The organism is Microtetraspora sp. AC03309, assembly GCF_020826795.1.
Taxonomy (GTDB): domain Bacteria; phylum Actinomycetota; class Actinomycetes; order Streptosporangiales; family Streptosporangiaceae; genus Microtetraspora; species Microtetraspora glauca.
The window spans coordinates 111,028-130,552 of sequence record NZ_JADDIL010000006.1 but is presented as its reverse complement, the minus strand read 5'-3'; the positions used below and the strand labels follow the sequence as shown (position 1 = coordinate 130,552).

18 protein-coding genes and 1 pseudogene are annotated in these 19,525 nt (G+C 70.6%); 13 read left to right on the top strand and 6 right to left on the bottom strand.

Annotated features, from left to right (window positions below; genetic code table 11):
* Positions 1-20: 20 nt before the first annotated feature.
* The 5 genes and pseudogenes from IMZ11_RS05300 to IMZ11_RS05280 form a co-directional block, all read right to left on the bottom strand.
* A complete protein-coding gene (locus IMZ11_RS05300) occupies positions 21-317 on the bottom strand; it encodes a hypothetical protein (protein WP_228638037.1) in 297 nt (98 codons plus the stop codon).
* Positions 318-578: 261 nt separating this feature from the next.
* Entirely contained in the window at positions 579-1,097 is a 519-nt protein-coding gene (locus IMZ11_RS05295; protein WP_228638036.1) for a hypothetical protein, read from the bottom strand.
* A gap of 191 nt (positions 1,098-1,288) precedes the next feature.
* Positions 1,289-3,241, bottom strand: a complete 1,953-nt coding sequence (locus tag IMZ11_RS05290) for an AarF/ABC1/UbiB kinase family protein (RefSeq protein ID WP_228638034.1) — start codon at positions 3,239-3,241, stop codon at positions 1,289-1,291.
* A 233-nt stretch (positions 3,242-3,474) separates the two neighbouring features.
* On the bottom strand, positions 3,475-4,125 hold the full coding sequence (locus tag IMZ11_RS05285) for an O-methyltransferase (protein ID WP_228638095.1): 651 nt from the start codon (positions 4,123-4,125) through the stop codon (positions 3,475-3,477).
* 36 nt (positions 4,126-4,161) lie between these two features.
* Positions 4,162-4,425 (bottom strand): annotated as a pseudogene (locus tag IMZ11_RS05280) (DUF2218 domain-containing protein); the annotation flags it as partial.
* Between the two features lie 114 nt (positions 4,426-4,539).
* Here IMZ11_RS05280 and IMZ11_RS05275 point away from each other — a divergent pair.
* The 6 genes from IMZ11_RS05275 to IMZ11_RS05250 all read left to right on the top strand — a co-directional run bounded on the left by IMZ11_RS05275 (position 4,540) and on the right by IMZ11_RS05250 (position 10,506).
* Positions 4,540-5,109, top strand: a complete 570-nt coding sequence (locus tag IMZ11_RS05275) for a winged helix-turn-helix domain-containing protein (protein ID WP_228638032.1) — start codon at positions 4,540-4,542, stop codon at positions 5,107-5,109.
* 133 nt (positions 5,110-5,242) lie between these two features.
* On the top strand, positions 5,243-6,490 hold the full coding sequence (locus tag IMZ11_RS05270) for an MFS transporter (protein WP_228638030.1): 1,248 nt from the start codon (positions 5,243-5,245) through the stop codon (positions 6,488-6,490).
* A gap of 136 nt (positions 6,491-6,626) precedes the next feature.
* Positions 6,627-6,863, top strand: a complete 237-nt coding sequence (locus IMZ11_RS05265; RefSeq protein ID WP_061259032.1) for a hypothetical protein — start codon at positions 6,627-6,629, stop codon at positions 6,861-6,863.
* 14 nt (positions 6,864-6,877) lie between these two features.
* Complete coding sequence (locus tag IMZ11_RS05260) at positions 6,878-8,602, top strand: ABC transporter ATP-binding protein (protein WP_228638028.1); 1,725 nt, start codon at positions 6,878-6,880, stop codon at positions 8,600-8,602.
* Positions 8,603-8,983: 381 nt separating this feature from the next.
* Positions 8,984-9,844 (top strand): MurR/RpiR family transcriptional regulator, encoded by an 861-nt coding sequence (locus IMZ11_RS05255; RefSeq protein WP_228638026.1) that lies wholly within the window; start codon positions 8,984-8,986, stop codon positions 9,842-9,844.
* A 239-nt stretch (positions 9,845-10,083) separates the two neighbouring features.
* The gene (locus tag IMZ11_RS05250) at positions 10,084-10,506 is read left to right on the top strand and encodes a nuclear transport factor 2 family protein (protein WP_228638023.1); all 423 of its coding nucleotides are present in this window, start codon (positions 10,084-10,086) and stop codon (positions 10,504-10,506) included.
* An 85-nt stretch (positions 10,507-10,591) separates the two neighbouring features.
* On the opposite strand, the gene IMZ11_RS05245 is transcribed toward IMZ11_RS05250, so the two are convergent.
* Positions 10,592-11,122: a PadR family transcriptional regulator gene (locus IMZ11_RS05245; RefSeq protein ID WP_228638021.1), complete on the bottom strand. Its 531-nt coding sequence runs from the start codon at positions 11,120-11,122 to the stop codon at positions 10,592-10,594.
* 39 nt (positions 11,123-11,161) lie between these two features.
* Here IMZ11_RS05245 and IMZ11_RS05240 point away from each other — a divergent pair, with 39 nt between their 5' ends.
* The 7 genes from IMZ11_RS05240 (at position 11,162) to IMZ11_RS05210 (ending at position 19,492) form a co-directional block, all read left to right on the top strand.
* Entirely contained in the window at positions 11,162-11,491 is a 330-nt protein-coding gene (locus IMZ11_RS05240) for a hypothetical protein (protein ID WP_228638019.1), read from the top strand.
* 99 nt (positions 11,492-11,590) lie between these two features.
* Positions 11,591-12,283 carry an SDR family oxidoreductase gene (locus IMZ11_RS05235; RefSeq protein WP_228638017.1) on the top strand — a complete coding sequence of 231 codons (693 nt, stop codon included), beginning with the start codon at positions 11,591-11,593 and terminating at the stop codon, positions 12,281-12,283.
* A 198-nt stretch (positions 12,284-12,481) separates the two neighbouring features.
* Positions 12,482-13,891 (top strand): formimidoylglutamate deiminase, encoded by a 1,410-nt coding sequence (locus IMZ11_RS05230; RefSeq protein WP_255706026.1) that lies wholly within the window; start codon positions 12,482-12,484, stop codon positions 13,889-13,891.
* 301 nt (positions 13,892-14,192) lie between these two features.
* On the top strand, positions 14,193-15,128 hold the full coding sequence (locus IMZ11_RS05225) for an RNA polymerase sigma factor RpoD/SigA (protein ID WP_228638015.1): 936 nt from the start codon (positions 14,193-14,195) through the stop codon (positions 15,126-15,128).
* Positions 15,129-15,526: 398 nt separating this feature from the next.
* Positions 15,527-16,840: an ammonium transporter gene (locus IMZ11_RS05220; protein ID WP_228638013.1), complete on the top strand. Its 1,314-nt coding sequence runs from the start codon at positions 15,527-15,529 to the stop codon at positions 16,838-16,840.
* Entirely contained in the window at positions 16,837-17,175 is a 339-nt protein-coding gene (locus IMZ11_RS05215; RefSeq protein WP_228638011.1) for a P-II family nitrogen regulator, read from the top strand. Before IMZ11_RS05220 ends, IMZ11_RS05215 begins: the two co-directional genes overlap by 4 nt.
* A gap of 7 nt (positions 17,176-17,182) precedes the next feature.
* Positions 17,183-19,492 carry a [protein-PII] uridylyltransferase gene (locus tag IMZ11_RS05210; RefSeq protein ID WP_255706025.1) on the top strand — a complete coding sequence of 770 codons (2,310 nt, stop codon included), beginning with the start codon at positions 17,183-17,185 and terminating at the stop codon, positions 19,490-19,492.
* Positions 19,493-19,525 lie beyond the last annotated feature (33 nt).

The window sequence follows — 19,525 nt, the reverse complement described above, 5'->3', positions numbered from 1 at the left end:
CGTCCCCTCCTCGATTGCGCTCAGCGGCTACACGAGATGGTGACCGTGGCCAGGTAGAAGTCCCCGTCGAAGTAGGCGCTCGAGCTGACCGTCCGGCATAGGGTGCTGCGGAACCCTGCGGCGACGGCCTGCGCGTTGGCGTCGGACCGGGCCATCGTGATCGCTGCGGCCCGGGTCGTACCGACCCCGTCCCCCTGGAACTCCTGGGTCTCCTGGACGCCGGCGATGGACTGGACGGCGGCCGAGGCCGGGGCGGTGGCACCGGCCAGTGCCACGATGGCCAGGACCACCCCGATCACGATTCTTCTGAGTGACATGTGCTGCTGTTCCCTTCTCTGAGGCGTCTCTCAATAGGGAGGCGTTCCATGGCGTTCCAACGGAGGCGTTCCGTGGCGTTCCATGGCGTTCCGTGGCGTTCCATGGGGAGAGGCGGGCCCTTCGTCGTATCCGACGGGCGAGTGCGTGTCCGCGCGTACGGCTGCGCGTGGGCTGCACGCGCTCGAGCTATTTGATCGTGATCGGCGGGGTGCGACATCTCGCTGAACGCGCGCCGGCGAGATGGTCACCTTCGACCACGATCACTCGTGCCTGGGGGTCGGGATTTCGCCCATTCCGCACCCCCGTGACTGGCGGCGCTGCCGTACAGCAAGCAGCATGCAGACGGCGGCCAGCAGTGGGGCCACGGCCGAAAGCACGAAGTACCGCACACCGGGTGGCCCGCCCCAGGTGTCCAGGCAGCTGCGATCGATCAGCAGATCGACGGAGAACGCCACGGGAGCGCCCCCGTGCGTGAGAAACAGCAGTGTGGACAGGATCCACGTGGTGATCCGGCCCCACTGCGGCCGCCCCCGCCGCACGGCGAGCCGGAACACGAGAAGGCCCGTGGCCACCGCAGGCAGTCCCGCCAGCCAGGTGAACGGGATGTAGGAGAGCGCCGACCAGACCGGAACCGCCCTCGTCAGGTAGAAGTCGCTGCCCGGGCACGACCCCCAGCTGACCCATGAGATGCCCGTCACTCCGAGGATCACGGCGTACGCGCAACCCGCCGTCGAGACCGACAGGGCGAACGCCCACCAACTCCACGATCTTGGCGACACGCCGAGAACCGTAGTAATCCCCTTCTCGATCTGTACGGTTCTCGGACTGATTGATATCAAATCTCGTGCCGGGTCCCTGCGCTTCATGACGGAATCTCTGATCCCGCACGCACTCTCCCCGCGAATGGATGCGCCGCCACGTACGCGTCCGCGTTTTCGTCGGCTCCGGCGGCCCACGCCCACCGGCTCGGTCAGGCCCGATCTCGGCGGAAGATCCCGATGAGGACGCGCAGCACCAGGATTGAGCTGATGACGATCAGGTTGAACCCTATGAGCTCGTACAGGCTGATGACCCCTGGCATCACCCGAGGCCCGCCGTCCGTGCCCAGCAGGACGACGCCCATGATCCCCGCGGTGGCCCCCAGTACCGTCAGCAGCACCTGATGCAGCAGGCCGGTGATGAACCGCCGATCCCGTTCGTCCGCGAGTAACCGTACGTTCATCGAGAAGCGCCCGTGCTCGGCCGCACTGGCGATCCGCTCGATACGCCGGGGCAGCCGTCGCAACATCGGCAGCAAGGCGGCGATCTCGTGGGTGACGGCGTCCTTCACCGACGTGGTGTCGAGTTGCTCGGCCAGATATCCGCCGGCGAACGAACGAGCCTCGTCGATGAGGTTGAAGCCGGGCGCGAGGGTGACGAGGGTGCCTTCGAGAGTGGCCAACGCCCGGAAGACGGCCGCGACCTCGGGCGGGATGGACAGGCCATACTCTGTGACGATCTTGAACAGGTCGGTGAACATCAGCAGGCTTCCCGTCCCCGGTGCCAGATGTCTGGCCATGAACTGGCCCATCGCCCGTTCCAGCGCCGCCTCGTCGATCTCCTCCGGCCTGGGGACGATCTCCAGGAGCGCGTCGGTGACCCCGAGCGGGTCCTGACGGTTCATCGCGGTCAGGAAGCGCTGCAGGGCGGCGCGTACGGAACTGTCGAGCCGGCCGACGGAGCCGAAGTCGAGCAGGCCGAGCGTGCCGTCGCTGAGCAGCATGATGTTGCCGGGGTGCGGGTCGGCGTGGAAGACCCCTTCGAGCAGGATCTGCCGTAGCAGGCAGTCGAGCAGCGTACGGGCCAATTCGGGCCCCTGCTCGCGGGTGGCGCCGGACAGCGGGCCACCGGTCAGGCGCTGCATGACGAGGACGCGTTCGGTGCACAGTTCGGCGTACGGGGACGGGTAGGTGACGCTGCCGCCTCCGGAGGCGGCGACGGCGGCCATGTTCCCGGCCTCGATCCTGAAGTCGAGCTCTTCACGGATGGCGACGGCGAAGCCCTCGGCCAGGTCGCGCATGCCGAGTGTGCGGCCCCAGCGGGTCTTGGTCTCCAGGGTGTGGGCGAGCCTGGCGACGATGTCGAGGTCGCGGGCGACGACGGAGCGGATGGCGGGGCGTTGGACCTTGACCACGACGCTCTCGCCGGTGTGCAGGCGGGCGGTGTATGCCTGGGCGATGGAGGCGGCGGCCAGCGGGTGACGGGTGAACTCGGCGAAGATCTCGTCGACGGGACCGCCGAGTTCGGCGACGAGGACCTGCTCGATCTGATCCCAGGGCGCTGGGGCGACGTGGTCCTGGAGCTTGCCGAGCTCGTCGACGAATTCGGTGGGCAGCAGGTCCCGGCGGGTGGACAACACCTGGCCGAGCTTCACGAAGGTGACGCCGCCGTCGTCGAGGGCGCCGCGCAGCGCCCGCGCGAGCCGTACCCTGCCGCCCCGGTCTTCGAGACGGTCGCCGCGGCCGCGCAGGTACGGCCCGAGGCCGTGCCGGAAGGCGATGCGGGTGATCTGGGAGTAACGGCGGGCTCTGGAGATCCGGCCGCGGAGCGAGCGGGCGAACTCGATCGGCCCGGGGATGGATCCCGGCGGCACGAGCGCCTCGGCGACCACCAGGATGACCATGGGGATCAGCACGATGCACATGACCACGAGCACGAGCACCCAAAGTGGGCCGAGGCCGGGGTCTTTCTGCATGTCGGTGCTCTTGAACGACATCAGGACGGGCGACAGCAGCGGCTCGGCCAGGGCGAACGCCATGATCGCGGCCAGAGCGGTGCGGATGGCGCCGAACCTGACGCCAAGGAGCCGTCTGGCCGAGACGGCCAGCGCGATGATCATCACGAGGATGCCGAACGAGAGGGTCAGGGTGAGGGGGATGTCCATAACGGCCTCAGCGGAAGGAAGCATGGGCGGTTGTGATCATCCCATGCTCGCTCACAGAGCCCTGACGTGCGCCGCACCGCCTCCCCGCGCCGGCGGTCCCGCGGCCTCGACCTCCCGGCCGTGACCCGGCGACGCGATCGCCGGGGCTGAGCCCCGGACAACGCGGTGGGGCTGCAGGTGCGGGCACCGCACGACAGGGGGCCGCCCGAGCCGCGGGGAGACTCGCTGTGAGTTCACACCACCCGGCGCACGATCGTCACGCCATCCCGCACCGGCAGCATCACGGACTCGACCCGTTCGTCCCGTACGACCGTCTCGTTCAGGCGGCGCACGGCCCGGTGCGCCTCCCCCTGGAAGGCCGGGTCGAACACCCGCCCGCCCAGGAACACGTTGTCGATCACGATCAGGCCGCCGGGAGCCAGCCGCGGGACGATCTCGTCGTAGTACCCGGGATAGCCCGTCTTGTCCGCGTCGATGAACGCGAAGTCGAAGACCGGCTCGGCGGGGAGCGCCCGCAGCGTCTCCAGCGCCGGCCCGATCCGCAGGTCGATCCGGTCGGCCACGCCCGCGCGCTCCCAGTGGGCCCTGGCAATCGAGGTCCACTCGGTGCTGACGTCACAGGCCAGCAGGCGCCCGTCCGCCGGAAGCCCCCGCGCGATGCAGATCGAGGAGTAGCCGGTGAACACCCCCACCTCGACGGCCCTGCGGGCGCCCGACATCCGTACGAGCATGGTCAGCAGGGCGCCCTCGTCGTGCGACACCTGCATGCCCGCGACGTCGCCGGTCGCCTCCCGCGTCGTGGCGGCCAGATCCGTCAGCACCTCGTCGGCCGGAGTGCAGTGCGTCAGCAGGTAGTCGTCCACGACGGGATCGAGGACGCGCATCGCGTCGCCCGCCGCGGTCGGCGTCCAGTCGACACGGAGCTCCTCCTGCGTGGCGAAGCGCAGCAAGTGGCGGGTGACGACGTCCCGCACCCCGGCCAGGGCCTCCTCGTCGGCCGCGGTGGCAATCAGCTCCAGACCGCCCCCGGAGGGACGCAGCACGCAGCGGCCCGCACGAAGATCGATCACACCGCGGCCGTCGCTCCCGAGGACGGCCTCGGCCTTGTGACCCATGTGCGAGACCAGCTGCTTCACGTAGCGCTCGGGACGGTCGGCCACGACGTACGCCGTCGAGTACGGCATCTGCATACCTCCAGATCGAGCAGAAAGCGTCGGGAAAAATGAACGCTTCGTGGGCGATTGTCCCGACCCGACTTTCCGTTTGTCAAAGCGTCGAGAATCATCGACACTTCTGCCGTGGACGACCGGCCGGCAGTGGGGGAGCGGGCTCCCGAAGACCCCGACGTGCTCGTGCTGCATGCCCCTGAGCAGTTCAAGGCGCTCGGCCACCCCGTACGCCATCGCATCGTCAACCTGTTGCGCCAGCGCCCGGCCACGCTGGGAGAGCTCGCCGAGGCACTCGGGGCGGCCAAGGGAACCGTCGCCTACCACCTCCGCGTCCTGCGCGGGGCCGGCATCGTCCACCTCGCGGGCACCCGCCACGTGCGAGGCGGCACCGAACAGACCCTCGCCCTGGTCAACCGGGGCTTCAGAGTGCACGAAGAGGCCCCGGCCGGCGCCGCCTTCCTCGTGCGGGCCGCCCTGGACGAGATGCGACCTGCCCGCCCCGGCCAGGCGGAGCACACCGTGCTGAACCACATCTGGCTCACCCCTGAGGAAGCCGGCGCCCTCGCCGACCGCCTACGCGACCTCGTGCCCGTCTTCGGCCCCGCCGGCCGCCCCGACTCCGAGCCGTACGGGCTCCTGCTCGCGCTCTACCCGGCCGACATCCCCACTCTGCCGCCCGGCGACGACACCGCACCCTGACCCATACGCCCGTAACGGCGGCAACGCCGTGCCGGGGACGTGAAGGCCCGGTCGTCCGCCTCCGCCGTCGTACGCATGTTTTGCCGCCACCCGCACGCTTTGCGATTTCGGGGGCATGGGATGGTGAACGATCGTGAGTGACCAAGCGGTGGGTGTCCAGGGGTTCATGCGTCGGCATTTTCTGGACACGAGGCCGCTGGCGATCCCCCACTTCCGCCGCCTGCTGTTCGGCCAGGCCCTCTCGTTCATCGGGTTCCAGCTCACCGCGGTCGCGGTCAGCGCCCAGGTCTACGCGCTCACCAAGTCGTCGTTGTGGGTCGGGATGCTCGGTCCGGTGGCGCTGGTGCCGCTGGTCGTGTTCGGGCTGTGGGGAGGCGCGATCGCCGACGCGGTGGACCGCCGCAAGCTGTTGCTCGTCTGCTCTCTCATCAGCTGGGCGGCCACGCTGGTGCTGCTCTTCAACGCGTTCTTCCTGTCGAACGTGTGGCTGCTGATGGCGGCCGTCGCCGTGCAGTCCATCGGCGTGGCGGTGGCCTCGCCCACCCGGGTCGCGATCATCCCGAGGCTGGTGCCCGCCGAGCTGGTGCCGTCGGCCAACACGCTGAACTACACCCTGGGCAGCCTCGCCTCCGTGCTCGGGCCGCTGCTCGGCGGTTTCGTGCTCGCCCGGGGCGGAGCCGGCATGGCCTACCTCATCGACGCGCTCCTGTTCGGCGCCACCCTCTACGCGGCGGCACGGCTGCCGCGGCTCGAACCGCTGGGCGAGTCCACCGCGCCGGGTGTGCGCGCGGTGGTGGACGGCCTGCGGTACATCATGGGCAACCCGGTCGTGCTGATGTCGTTCGTCGTGGACATCATCGCCATGGCCTTCGCGCTGCCCCGCGCGCTCTATCCCGAGCTCGCCGCGACGCGCTTCGGGGGCTCGGAGATGGCGTTCGGCTGGCTGTCGGCGAGCGTGGCGCTCGGGGCGGTCGTCGGAGGCCTGTTCTCCGGCTGGGTGGGCCGGGTCCGCCGGCAGGGCGTGGCCCTGACCTTCGTCATCGCGCTGTGGGGTCTCACGGTGGCCGCCGCCGGTCTGGCCCAGCAGCTGTGGCTGGTCGTCGCGCTGCTCGCGGCGGGCGGTTTCGCCGACCTGGTCTCGGCGGTGTGGCGGCAGACCATCCTCCAGACGTACGCGCCGGACGAGATGCGCGGCCGCCTGCAGGGCGTCTTCTACGTCGTGGTCGCGGGCGGGCCGCGGCTCGGTGACATGAGGGCGGGGGCGACCGCCGCGGCAGTCGGCCTGGTGCCCGCCTGGGTGGGAGGCGGTGTGCTCTGTGCCGTCGCCGTCATCATCGTGGGCCTGTCCGTGCCCGCCTTCCGCGCCTACCGCACGGGCTAGATGCGACGGCGCTTCCCGGCCGGCGGGCGGTCCTCTCCGGCTCGGTCTCGCCGCCGCTTTCGCGTCAACCAGTGTTGACTCCGCCGCGCGGTCAACGTAGATTGACCCGGGATGCCGGTCAACATAAGTTGACTCCATGAACGGAGAACTCGTGGCTCTGGTGACCGAAGCCGAGGGGGACGATCCGCTGCGCGCGCTACGGGCCGCCGCCGAGCTGCGCCGGCAGGTCGATCGGCTGGCCGCCGTGCAGGTACGGCGAGCCCGTGTGCAGGGGATGTCGTGGGTGCAGATAGCGCAGGCCCTGGGGGTCAGCAAACAGGCAGTGCACAAGAAGTTCGGCGGCAGGAGGCTGTTCGGGGGCGGGTGCGAGTAACGGGGATGACCGGCATGACCGAGCGGGGGGCCTGGCGATTACTGATCGACCAGATCCGTCCCCACAGGCGAGCCCTGCTGCTCGGCGGGGCGCTCAGCCTCCTCGGCAGTCTCGCCGGCCTCGCGATGCCGCTGCTCGCGAAGACGGTGATCGACGCCTTCGGGCAGGGACAGGATCTTGTGGGCCCCGTTCTCGGCCTGTCCGTGGCGGTGCTGGTGGGCGCGGTGGTGTCCGCCGGCGGACGGTTCCTGCTCGAACGCATGGGTGAGGGCATCGTGCTCGCGTCCCGGACGAACCTCGTCGACCGCATCCTGCGCCTCCGGGTGCCGGACGTGGACCGGCTCAAGCCGGGAGACCTGCTCTCCAGGGTCAGCTCCGACACCACCCTCCTGCGGGCCGTGTGCACCGACGCCCTGGCCGGCGCGGTCGGGTCGGTCTTCATGTTCCTCGGCGCCGTCGTGATGATGGCGATCATGGACGGGGTGCTCCTCCTGGTGACGCTCGGCGTCGTGGCCCTGGTGGGTCTCGCGGGCGTCTCGATCGCGCCGAAGATCAGGCGGTCGTCCCTCCAGGCCCAGGTGGCGCTCGGCGAGATGAGCTCGACGCTCGACCGGGCGCTCCAAGCGTTCCGTACGGTCAAGGCCAGCGGGGCGGAGACCCGCGAGATCACCGCGGTGACCACCGCCGCCACCGAGGCGCGCGACCGGGGCGTCGCGGCCGCCGCGTGGACCTCCGCCGCGGGAATCAGCGCGTGGATGTCGGTGCAGCTCGCGTTCCTCGCGGTGCTCGGCGTGGGCGGCGCGCGGGTGGCGAACGGGGCGATGGAGATATCGGCGCTGATCGCGTTCCTGCTGTACCTGTTCTACCTGGTCTCGCCCATCGGGCAGCTCGTCCAGAGCCTGACCCAGATGCAGAACGGCCTCGCCGCGGTGACCCGCATCCAGGAGATCGCCCAGCTGCCCGCCGAGCCGCCCGTCTCCGCGGTCACAGGCGGCGGCGCGCCGGTCGGGGTCACCTTCACCGACGTCGCCTTCCGGTACGGCGACGACCGGCCGGTGGTCCACGAGGGGGTGAGCTTCGAGGTCCCCGCGGGCGGGATGACCGCGCTCGTCGGCCCTTCGGGAGCGGGCAAGTCCACGGTGTTCGGCCTGGTCGAGCGGTTCTACGAGCCGGACTCGGGGACCATCGCCGTCGGCGGCAGGAACATCCGCGACTGGCCGCTGGACGAGCTGCGGTCCTCGCTCGGGTACGTGGAGCAGGACGCGCCGATCCTCGCCGGGACGCTCCGCGAGAACCTCACCTTCGCCGCCCCCGGCGTGACCGACGAGGAGATCGCGCACGCGCTGGCCAGGACCCGGCTGGACGACCTGGTCGAGCGGCTGCCCCAGGGGCTCGCGACCCCGGTCGGTCATCGTGGCGTGCTGCTCTCCGGCGGCGAACGCCAGCGGGTCGCCATCGCCAGGGCGCTGCTCCGCAGGCCGCGTCTCCTGCTCCTGGACGAGGCGACCTCCCAGCTGGACGCCGTCAACGAGCTGCGGCTGCGCGAGGTGGTCGCCGAGGTCGCGCGCGAGACCACGGTCCTGGTGATCGCGCACCGCCTGTCCACGGTCACCGGCGCCGACCGCATCATCGTCATGGAGGCGGGCAGGGTCCGGGCCTCCGGCACGCATGAGGAGCTCGTCGAGGCGGACGACCTCTACCGGGAGCTGGCCGCCACGCAGTTCCTCGTCGCGTCCTGAGCTCCGTCGTTCCGTACGCCGCGGGGCGTCGCGCCCGCCGGAGAAGGCGATGGGCGGCATCCTGACGGAATGAGATGACAGCGGGAAATGGTGTCACTGGTTGACTGCGCGTCCGGTGACCTGCGGCGATGCGGAAGTCGTACGGACCCTTTACCGCGCTGACCCGCTGGCCCGCCAATGGACCGGGAAGATCCGGCAGTGCGGAACCTCTCCTTCGCCATGGCCGGCTCCGGGTTGAGCGCGTGCGGTGCGTCCTGGAACTCGGCCTTGGGCGGGGCATCCCTGCCTCGGCATGGGGTGCCCCGCCGCCTCCGCCCCGCGCGCGGCGCCCGTTTCCGATCATGGGGATGAGCAGGAGGGGGATTCCGCGTTGGGCACAGCGTGAGTGGTGGACTTGATCGGCTCCTGGAGGGCCGGCGGCTGTCGCCCGTTCAACGCCGGATCGCCCACTATCTGAAAGGGCACCTCGACGAGGCGATCTTCCTGTCCAGCGTCGAACTGGCCGAACGCGCCGGAGTCAGCCAGCCGTCCGTGACACGCTTCGCGATGGCCCTGGGCTTCTCGGGGTATCTCGACCTGAGACACGCGCTGCGTCCCCTGGTCGTCGGCGGAAACGGGGCGGACGGCGCGGAGCCCGGCCGTCCCGAGCCCGACCGAGTGCTGTGTGACGCCGTCGACGGCGATATACGCAACCTGACCATGATCCGCGACCGGCTGGCCGACGACGGCCGGGCCGCCGGTCTGGCCGGACCGCTCCGCGAGCTCGGTACGGCTCTCGCCGCGTCGGAGCCGCTGCCGGTCCTCGGCCTGCGGGTGTCGAGCGGCCTCGCCACGACGTTCGCCTACTACGCCAGGCGGATCCATCCCGACGTGCGGTTGCTCGTCCACGGCGGATCCGAACTGACCGAGGGGCTCTACGCCGCGCGGAGGGCGGGAGCGGGGTGGCTGCTCGCCGTCATCCTGCCCAGGTATCCGGCGGAGGCCGTACGCGCGTTGGAGCAGGCCAAGGAACTCGGCTTGAACACGGCGGTGATCACCGATCGATGCGACGTGCCCTTCCCCGCCGACGTCGTGATGGACGCGCCGGTCGGGGAGCGGCTCGTGTTCGACTCGCACATGGCGCCGATGGCGCTGACGATGGTGCTCGTGGAGGCGATGGCGGACGCGGCGCCGCTGCGCACCCAGGCGCGGCTCGACGAGTACGAGCGGATGACCGACCAGACCGGCGTCTTCCACCCCTGACGCGACGCGCGGTCCGTTCGGTCCGCGCGGCCCTGCTCGCCGGCGACGGAAGGACACGACGTGTTCGCAACGCCGCCGACCGCCGACCGCCGACTGCTGACCGCCGAGCAACGCCGGTAGCTGACTCGCCTCAGGGCACCTAACGGAATGAGGTGATCCGCCTCGTCCGTACCTTGGCGGGTTCTGCCTTACCTCGGTGGTAATCGACGTATCGTGCCTTAACCCGAGAGAGTTGCGGCATGAGTAGTGATACCCGTCATGTTGTGGACGAGCTGCTGCGCCGGATGGCCGAGGGTGATCATGACCGTACGGCGGAGTTGTTCGCCGAGCCGATCGACTGGCAGCTCTCCTGGCCAGCTGAGGGGCATCCAGCGGTGCCTTGGATCCGACCTCGGTCCAGCCGGACGGATGTGGCAGACCATTTCCGGTCGCTGGAGGCCCATCACCCGCCCGAGCTGAACCGCACGTCAGTGACGCGGATCCTGGTCGACGGGACGCACGCCGTCGTGCTGGGAGAGATCGCGCAGACGGTACGGGCCGGCGGCACGGCATACACCTCCCCGTTCGCGCTGCATCTCACCGTCGAGGACGGGCTCGTCACCCGCTATCACATCTACGAAGACAGTCTTACGGTCGCACGAGCCCTCAGCGCGCAGACGTGATCACAAGGCCGACTCATTCCGTTGGACGTTCTTGAGAAGGGCCATCGTGGAAGGCGGCAGGCCTGGTCCGCCGGACCCGACCTCGCTAGGGAAGCTCGCCGTTCCTGACCTTCCCTAGCGCCTCCTCCGCCCATTCGAGCTGGGCGCGTAGATGGCGGATGTTGAGCCGGAGGCACTCGTCGATGTGCCGGGCCGCGCCGTATCCGGCCTTGCCGCCGATCGCCCGTTCCGTCATCTCGATCGACATGCGCAACTGGGCGATGCGGGCCTCCATGGCGTTGGCCAGGTCCGTGGGGGAGAGCCGGTCCATGAAGGTCAGCGCGACCTGGAACGGGTCGACGATCGGCTTGATCTCCCGCCAGTGACTCAGCAGGTGCCGCTGGAACTCCAGCCGCCCGTCGTCGGTGATCTCGTAGACGGTCTTGCCGCCGCGACCCTTGTCGACGATCGTCAGCAGACCCTCGTCGGCCATCTTGGCGAGCCCGTGGTAGATCGAGCCGAAGGCCACGTTGGCCCAGTGATCGGCGCCCCACAGCTCAAGGCGGCGCCGTACCTCGTAGCCGTGCATGGGTCCGTCAAGCAGCACTCCGAGGATCAGAACTCGCGTCGACGACATACTCAAATTTTTATACAAACTTGAGTATCATCGTCAATCATGGACGCGATTCACCGTGACGAGGACGGCGCGCTGCTCGGCTATGTGGGGCCGGTGGGCGGCGCGTGGCAGGCCCTGACCGTGTTCGGCTATCCGCTCGCCGAGGCCGGGCCGTACGAGGAGGCCGAGGAGCGGGTGCGGCGGGACGGGCTCGACCGGCTCGCCGACCGGTGGCTCTTCCTGGAGGGCGGCGAGTGGTATCGCTGCGTGATACTCGAAGCCGACGCGACCGAGGTCCGCGTCCGGCCCGACGACCACCGCTATCCGCGCGATGTCTACGCGCTGACCTTGGAGCGTCCCGGCCCCGGCACCTTCCGCCCCGAACGCTGAGGTGCTCGCGGCGTCGAGGGGTGGATGAACACGCCCGCCCGAACCCGCGTGATCGCCCCGTGTTCGCCGTGGCCCGCCTGGAATCAATATGGTGGGCGAGTGTCCGAAAGACCTGTGGCGCTGGTGACAGGAGCGTCTCGCGGGGTCGGTGCGGCCGTCGCGCGGGCCCTCGCCCCCACGCATGACCTGTTGCTCGGCGGGCGCGACCGCGCCGCGCTCGACTCCGTGTGCGCCGGACTGCCCGGCGCGCGGCCCTGGCCGGTCGAACTGACCGCGGTCACCGCCGCGGACGTCGAGGGCGTCGACCGGCTCGACCTGCTCGTCCACAGCGCCGGGACCGTACGGCTCGGCGATGTCGCGGAGACTCCCGCGGCGGAGTGGCGGCGGACGTTCGAGGTCAACCTGTTCGCGGTGACCGAGCTGACCCGGCTGCTGCTGCCCGCGCTGCGCGCGGCCGCAGGACAGGTCGTACTGATCAACTCCACCGCCGGGCAGCGGGTGAACGCCGGCTGGGGCGCGTACGCCGCGAGCAAGCTCGCCTTGCGGGCCTTCGCCGACGCGCTCCGCCTGGAGGAGCATTCCCACGGCGTGCGCGTCACCACGATCTATCCCGGGCGGACCGACACCGACATGCAGAGGGGTGTCCGGGCGCAGGAGGGCGGCGACTACGAACCCGGCAAGTACCTCAACGTGGACTCGGTCGCGAAGGCGGTGCTCGCCGCGGTGACCGTCACCGCGGACGCCCAGATCACCGAGATCACGATCCGTCCGTCGGCGTCCCTCCCGAGCTGATCCCGACTCCCTGGTGAATGAGTCCATTCACCAGGCGTGCCGTACGAAGCGGGCGAGGATGCGCCGACCGGGCCCTCGGGGGTAGGGGGCCATCGACCGTGCCATGCGGGGGTGGTGATCCGGTCGTACCGACAGGGGGGCGGAAAGCCCGCGCCGGCCATGCCGGCGGCGGAGAGAAAGGGCGTTCCGGGCGTAGCGATGGCGAGTGAGAAGGCTCCGGTCAGACCGACGGGGGCGGGGCACGACGCGGGTGTCCTCGCCGGCGGCGGCGTCACCTACTGGTGCGAGATGGCCTGGTTGCCGCCCGGCGAGGTGGTGGAGTGCGTGTGCGTCCGGGTCGAGGGGACGCGGATCGCCGCCATCCAGCCCGAGGTCCCACCGCCGTCGGGAGCCGTACGGCTGGCCGGGCTGACCCTGCCCGGCCTGGCCGACGCGCACTCGCACGCCTTCCACCGGGCGTTGCGCGGGCATACCCAGACGGCGCGCGGCACCTTCTGGACCTGGCGCGAGCAGATGTACGCCGTGGCCGCCCGGCTCGATCCCGACCGCTACCTCGCGCTGGCCAGGGCGACGTTCGCCGAGATGTCCCTGGCCGGCGTCACCTGCGTCGGCGAGTTCCACTACCTGCACCACGGGCCGGGCGGCGTGCCGTACGACGACCCGAACGCGATGGGGCACGCGCTCATCGAGGCGGCGAGGGACGCCGGTCTGCGGATCGCCCTGATGGACACCTGCTACCTCACGGGCGCGATCGGACACCCTCTGATCGGCACCCAGCTCCGCTTCGGCGACGGCGACGCGACCCGCTGGGCACACCGGGTCGAGCTGCTCGGCCGCTCCCAGCGGACGGCCGAGGACGTGGTGGTCGGCGCGGCGATCCACTCGGTCCGCGCGGTGCCCCCCGAGGAGATGTGCCTGGTCGCGGAGTTCGCCAACCGGCACGCGATTCCCCTCCACGCGCACGTCTCCGAGCAGCGCGCGGAGAACCACGAATGCGTCCAGGCGTATTCGGCGACTCCCGTCCAGCTGCTGCACGAGCACGGGGCGCTGGGACCGCGCTCGACCGCCGTCCACGCGACCCATCTGTCCGACGTGGACATCGTGCTGCTCGGCGGCTCCACCACGCACATCTGCATGTGCCCGACCACCGAGCGGGACCTCGCCGACGGCATCGGGCGGGCGCGCAGGCTGCTGGACGGCGGCTCGCCGATCACTTTGGGCTCGGACAGCCACGCGGTGATCGACATGTTCGAGGAGGCACGCGCCGTGGAGCTGGACGAACGGCTGGCCACGCGCGAGCGCGGCCATTTCCGCGCCGCCGAGCTGCTCGACGCGGCCACCGCGGCCGGGCACGCGTCGCTCGGCTTCGCCGACGCGGGCATGCTCGTCCCCGGAGCGTGGGCCGACCTGGTCTCGGTGCGCCTCGACTCGGTCCGTACGGCGGGCACGACGAAGGGCACGGCCGCCGAGGCCGTCGTCTTCGCGGCGACGGCGGGTGACGTGCATTCGGTCGTCTCCGGGGGCCGCCGGGTGGTCGAGGACGGGCGGCACATGCTGGGAGACGTCGGCGTCCTCCTCCGCGACGCCGTCGCGGGCGTCCGGAGGTAGCGCGTACGTGGCACCTGGCCTCCCGTCCCGGGGTGGCCACTCGTGGCGCGGGTCCGGAAGGACGGAAGCCGTGTCGTTGGTGTCGTTTGAGAACGCGCGGAAGGGGTAATCAAGGGGCTTTCCAGGCGTTCGCCTCCTCCTTGAGTAGGACGCCGAAAACCATTCTCCAGTCGTATTAGTTCAGGGAATCTTTCTTCCAGGGAAATCGTTGATCGGGTCAGGACAAAGACGGCGGGAAAGCCCTGGTCTGGGCCGACTCGACTCGGACATACTGCGGCGCGGCGGAACGAGGTGCCATCGAATGGCGACGGGGAATCGGACGCACGACCAGCACGTCTCTGATCGGGACCTGCTGGGGACCTACCTGGCCGAAATCGGGCGGGTCCCCCTGTTGACCGCGGAACAGGAGGTGGATCTCGCCAAGCGGATCGAGGCCGGCCTGTTCGCCGAGCACCTGTTGGACAGCGGGCGCGCCGAGCCCAGGGTTTCCGACGCGGCGGACGAGGAGCTGGAACGCCTCGCGATTTCCGGGCGGCGTGCGAAGGACGAGTTCATCCAGGCGAACCTGCGGCTCGTGGTCGCGGTGGCCCGGAAATACTCCGGCAGGGGGATGCCGTTGATCGATCTCGTCCAGGAGGGAAATCTGGGCCTGGTCCGCGCGGTGGAGAAATTCGATTACCGGCGTGGTTACAAGTTTTCCACCTACGCCACCTGGTGGATCCGCCAGTCGGTCGGCAGGTCGATCCACGAGCAGGCGCGGCCCGTACGCTTGCCCACCCACGCGGGTGAGCAGATGACCCGCCTGATGCGGGTCCGCCGCGATCTGCTGGCCGAGTACGACGTCGAGCCGACCGACGCGGACCTCGCCGAGATGCTCGACCTGCCGATCGAGCGGGTGCAGGAGCTGCGCCGCTGGGCGTCCGATCCGGTGTCGCTGCAGCTCGGTGTGGGTGACGAGGACGAGACCGAGCTCGGCGACATGATCGCCGACGAGACCTGGGCCGATCCGGAGCAGCAGGCGATGGAGACGCTGGAGAAGGAGCGCCTGGAGCTCTGGCTGACGGGTCTGGAGGGGCAGATCCGCGAGATGCTCCGGTGGCGGTACGGCCTCGTGGACGGCCGTGAGCACACGCTCACCGAGGTGGGGGAGCGGTACGGCATCGGCCGTGACCGGGCCAGGCGGCTGGAGCGCGACGCGCTGCTGCGCCTGCGCAAGATGGCCGGCGCGGCGGCCTGAGCCGCGCGGACGAGACGGACGCGAGCGCCGAGAAGGACCACCGGCAAGAAGGACGACGGCGACAAGGACGAGAGCGCCGAGACGGCGACGAGGACGGGGAGATCGGCGCGGCCGCCCGCCGGTCGATGTGAGCCGCCGGTCGACGTGAGAAGGACGTAACGCGAGCGCGCACCGATTACGGTGCGCGTTTCGCTTGTGTATGAGCCATCCGAAACGCACCCGAAACACCGCCAAGGCGAGTTTCACAGACGTGAAACACACAGAGTCCCGCCCGGAAACGGTGAAGGAACACGCTGTGGCCAACGTCAGTGCGCCAGCCGGTCGACGATGCCCTGGACGGACGCAACTGAGCGCGTGAATAGCCGGCCACATGGCAATGTTAAGGAGGGCCGCGTTCGATGGACAAGATCGATACCGGCACCACGGCCTGGATGATCACAGCCACCGCGCTGGTGCTGTTGATGACTCCCGGCCTCGCGTTCTTCTACGGGGGCATGACCAGGGCGAAGAGCGTCCTGAACATGATGATGATGTCGTTCGTCAGCATCATCACGGTCAGCATCGCATGGGTTTTCTACGGGTACTCGCTGGCCTTCACCAGTAGCGGCAACAGCTTCATCGACAAGTTCGTCGGCGGCTTCGAGGCCCTCGGCCTGCAGAGCATCATCGACACCGCCACGAAGGCGGAGGGCGGGATGCCGAGCATGGTGTTCTCGGCCTTCCAGATGACCTTCGCCATCATCACCGTCGCGCTGATCAGCGGCGCCATCGCGGACCGCGCCAAGTTCGGCGCCTGGGTCGTGTTCTCCGTCGTCTGGTCGACCCTCGTCTACTTCCCCGTCGCGCACTGGGTCTGGGGCGGCGGCTGGCTGGCCGGTCTCGGCATCGAGGACTTCGCGGGCGGCACGGTCGTCCACGTGAACGCGGGTGCCGCGGGATTGGCGCTCGCGCTGGTGCTCGGTAAGCGAGCCGGCTGGCGCAAGGAGCCGATGCGGCCGCACAACCTCACGCTGGTCCTCCTCGGCGTCGGTCTCCTGTGGTTCGGCTGGTTCGGCTTCAACGCGGGCTCCGAGCTCGCCGTCGACGGCACCGCGGGCCTGGCGTTCATGAACACCCAGGTCGCCACGGCGGCCGCCGCGGGCGCCTGGATCCTGGTCGAGAAGCTGCGCGACGGCCACTCCACCACGCTCGGCGTGGCGTCGGGCGCGGTCGCCGGTCTGGTCGCCATCACCCCGGCCTGTGGCTTCATCGACCCGTGGGCCGCGGTGGTCCTCGGGGCCATCGCCGGCGCGGTCTGCGCGTACGCGGTGGGCCTGAAGTACCGGTTCGGCTTCGACGACTCGCTCGACGTGGTCGGCGTGCACCTGGTCGGCGGCGCGATCGGCGCGGTCGCCCTCGGCATCATCGCCCGCTACCCGTTCGCCGACGGTCAGGAGAAGGGCCTGCTGTACGGCGGCCCGCTCTCCCAGCTGGGCGTCCAGGCGCTCGGCCCGGTGGTCGTCGGCCTCTACTCCTTCGCCATGGCGTGGATCATCGGCAAGATCATCGACAAGACGATGGGCTTCCGGATCACGCAGGAGGAGGAGGTCACCGGCATCGACATCACGACCCACGCCGAGACCGGTTACGACCTCGGCACCATCCACGCCTCCGGCGTAGCCTCCCTCAACGGGCCGGCGGTCCCGGCCGAGGCCAAGAAGGTGGACGCATGAGACTCATCACGGCAGTGATCAAGCCCTTCAAGCTCGACGACGTCAAGGCGGCGCTGGAGCAGTTCGGCATCAAGGGCATGACGGTCAGCGAGGCCAGCGGCTACGGTCGCCAGCGCGGGCACACCGAGGTGTACCGCGGCGCCGAGTACCAGGTGGACCTGGTCCCCAAGGTCCGGGTCGAGGTGCTCGCCGAGGAGGACGACGCCGACGACGTCATCGACGTCATCGTCAAGGCCGCCCAGACCGGCAAGATCGGCGACGGCAAGGTGTGGTCCGTCCCGGTGGACACGGTGATCCGCGTTCGCACCGGCGAGCGCGGGCCGGAGGCCCTGTAATCGCATGATGAGAGGGGATGCTCGCTCGTTCGCCGCGGCCCGCAAGGAGCGCGCGGCGGACATCGACAGGTGGCTCACCGATCTGTTCCGTACGGCCTGCACGCAGCCGTACGCCCGGGAAGGGCGGAACGGGCCGGGAACCAGGAGCGGGCTCCCGGAGGAGCGCGGCTCCGCCGACCGGAACGGATTCGGCGGTGTCGCGCTCGTCGCGGTCGGCAGCCTGGGGCGGGGCGAGCTCGCCCCGGGCAGCGACCTCGACCTGGTGCTGCTGCACAACGGCCGGGAGGACGTGGGCCGGATCGCCGACCGCGTCTGGTATCCCATCTGGGACTCCGGCGTCGGGCTCGACCACTCGGTCCGCACGATCGACGAGGCCGCCAAGGTGGCCCGCGAGGACCTCAAGGCGGTTCTCGGCCTGATCCAGGCCAGGCACGTCGCGGGCGACGCCGAGCTGACCCGGGCGGTGCGCGAGACCGTGCTCGCCGACTGGCGCGCGGAGTCGCGGCGCAGGCTCGCCGAGCTCAGGGACGCGGCCGACCAGCGGGCCGGCACGAGCGGAGAGCTGGCCTTCCTGCTCGAACCCGACCTGCGCGACTCGCGCGGCGGGCTCAGGGACGTCCAGGCGATGCAGGCCGTGGCCGCCGCCTGGGTCGCCTCGGCCCCCGGCCCGCGCGTCCGCGAGGCGTACGAGCTGCTGCTGGACATCCGGCACGGGCTGCACCTGGTCACCGCGCGCGGCGCGGACCGGCTCGTGCTGCAGGAGCAGGACGCGGTCGCGGGCAGCCTCGGACTGCTGGACGCCGAGGCGCTGATGCGCCGCCTGGCCGAGGCGGGACGCACCGTCTCCCACGCGTTCGACTCGACCTGGCGCACCGTGGACCGGCTGCTGACCGGTCCCGCCCCGCGCGGCAGACGGCCGCTCGCCGACGGGGTCGTCGAGCACGGCGGCGAGGTGGTGCTCGCCCGAGGCGTCTCCCCCCGCAACGATCCGGTGCTCGTGCTCCGCGTCGCCGCCGCGGCGGCCGAGGCCGGGCTGCCGATGGCGCCCGCGACGGTGTCCACGCTGGCCGCCCAGTCGCCCCCGCTTCCCGTGCCGTGGCCGGAGGAGGCCAGGGACGCCCTCGTCTCCCTCCTGGGTGCCGGGCGCGCCGCCGTACCGGTCTGGGAGGAGCTGGACCAGGCGGGCGTCCTCGTCCGTCTCATCCCCGACTGGGAGCGGGTACGGCACCGCCCGCAGCGCAACCCGGTGCACAGGTACACCGTCGACCGGCATCTGATCGAGACGGCGGCCGGCGCCGCCGCGTACACGCGCGACGTCTCGCGTCCCGACCTGTTGCTCATCTCCGCCCTGCTGCACGACGTCGGCAAGGGCTGGCCGGGCGACCACTCGGTGACGGGCGAGGTCGTCGCCAGGGACATCGGCGCCAGGATCGGCCTGCCGCCCGCCGACGTGGACATCCTGGCCCGGGTCGTCCGCCACCACCTCCTGCTGCCCGAGACGGCGACCCGCCGCGACCTGGACGACCCGGTGACCATCTCCCGGGTCGCCGAGGCCGTGGGGTCGCGCGAGGTGCTGGAACTCCTCGCCGCGCTCGCGGTGGCCGACGGGAACGCCACGGGACCGGCCGCCTGGAACTCCTGGAAGGCGTCCCTGGTCTCCGATCTGGTGCGCCGGGTGAAGTCGGTCCTCTCGGGGGCGCCGCCCGCGCCCGCTCCGGTCCTGTCTCCCGAGCAGGCCGCGCTGGCCAGGCACGGAGGAGGCGCCGTCCGGGTCCACGGCGGCGCGGTGACCGTGGTCGCGCCCGACCGGCCGGGGCTGTTGTGGCACGCCGCGGGGGTGCTGGCCGCGCACCGGCTCGTCGTCAGGTCGGCGGCGTCGGCGTCGGCCGGCTCGACCGCCGTGATCGAGTTCGCCGTCGTCCCGGAGTACGGCTCGCCGCCCGATCCCGCGACGCTGGAGGCCGACCTGCGCCTGGTGCTCGCGGGCCGCCTCGACATCGAGCAGCGGCTCGCCCGCCGGGCCCGCGCCCTGCGGCCGCCCCGCGTTCCGGTGGCGCCGCCGAAGGTCTCGCTGGTGGACGACGCGTCCAGTACGGCGACGGTGGTGGAGGTGAGGGCGCACGACCGCCCGGGGCTTCTGTGGCGCATCGGGCGGGCCTTCGGCGAATGCGGCCTTGACGTGAGAGCGGCCAGAGTGGAGACTCTCGGCGCGGAGGCCGTGGACGTCTTCTACGTCGTCGATCGGGCCGGCAGGCCTCTCGTGGACGAGGACCAGCGGGGCGAGGTGCGGCGGCACGTTCTCGCCGCGCTGCGATGACCTAGCTGGATGACGTAAGGCCGGAAGAAGGGG

What these genes read in the sequence shown, in the direction of transcription:
- IMZ11_RS05300 (WP_228638037.1), bottom strand. Translation starts at nt 317, where the DNA reads ATGTCACTCAGAAGAATCGTGATCGGGGTGGTCCTGGCCATCGTGGCA.
- IMZ11_RS05290 (WP_228638034.1), bottom strand. Translation starts at nt 3,241, where the DNA reads ATGGACATCCCCCTCACCCTGACCCTCTCGTTCGGCATCCTCGTGATG.
- IMZ11_RS05285 (WP_228638095.1), bottom strand. Translation starts at nt 4,125, where the DNA reads ATGCGCGTCCTCGATCCCGTCGTGGACGACTACCTGCTGACGCACTGC.
- IMZ11_RS05265 (WP_061259032.1), top strand. Translation starts at nt 6,627, where the DNA reads ATGAACGGAGAACTCGTGGCTCTGGTGACCGAAGCCGAGGGGGACGAT.
- IMZ11_RS05260 (WP_228638028.1), top strand. Translation starts at nt 6,878, where the DNA reads ATGACCGAGCGGGGGGCCTGGCGATTACTGATCGACCAGATCCGTCCC.
- IMZ11_RS05250 (WP_228638023.1), top strand. Translation starts at nt 10,084, where the DNA reads ATGAGTAGTGATACCCGTCATGTTGTGGACGAGCTGCTGCGCCGGATG.
- IMZ11_RS05245 (WP_228638021.1), bottom strand. Translation starts at nt 11,122, where the DNA reads ATGTCGTCGACGCGAGTTCTGATCCTCGGAGTGCTGCTTGACGGACCC.
- IMZ11_RS05240 (WP_228638019.1), top strand. Translation starts at nt 11,162, where the DNA reads ATGGACGCGATTCACCGTGACGAGGACGGCGCGCTGCTCGGCTATGTG.
- IMZ11_RS05230 (WP_255706026.1), top strand. Translation starts at nt 12,482, where the DNA reads ATGGCGAGTGAGAAGGCTCCGGTCAGACCGACGGGGGCGGGGCACGAC.
- IMZ11_RS05225 (WP_228638015.1), top strand. Translation starts at nt 14,193, where the DNA reads ATGGCGACGGGGAATCGGACGCACGACCAGCACGTCTCTGATCGGGAC.
- IMZ11_RS05220 (WP_228638013.1), top strand. Translation starts at nt 15,527, where the DNA reads ATGGACAAGATCGATACCGGCACCACGGCCTGGATGATCACAGCCACC.
- IMZ11_RS05215 (WP_228638011.1), top strand. Translation starts at nt 16,837, where the DNA reads ATGAGACTCATCACGGCAGTGATCAAGCCCTTCAAGCTCGACGACGTC.
- IMZ11_RS05210 (WP_255706025.1), top strand. Translation starts at nt 17,183, where the DNA reads ATGAGAGGGGATGCTCGCTCGTTCGCCGCGGCCCGCAAGGAGCGCGCG.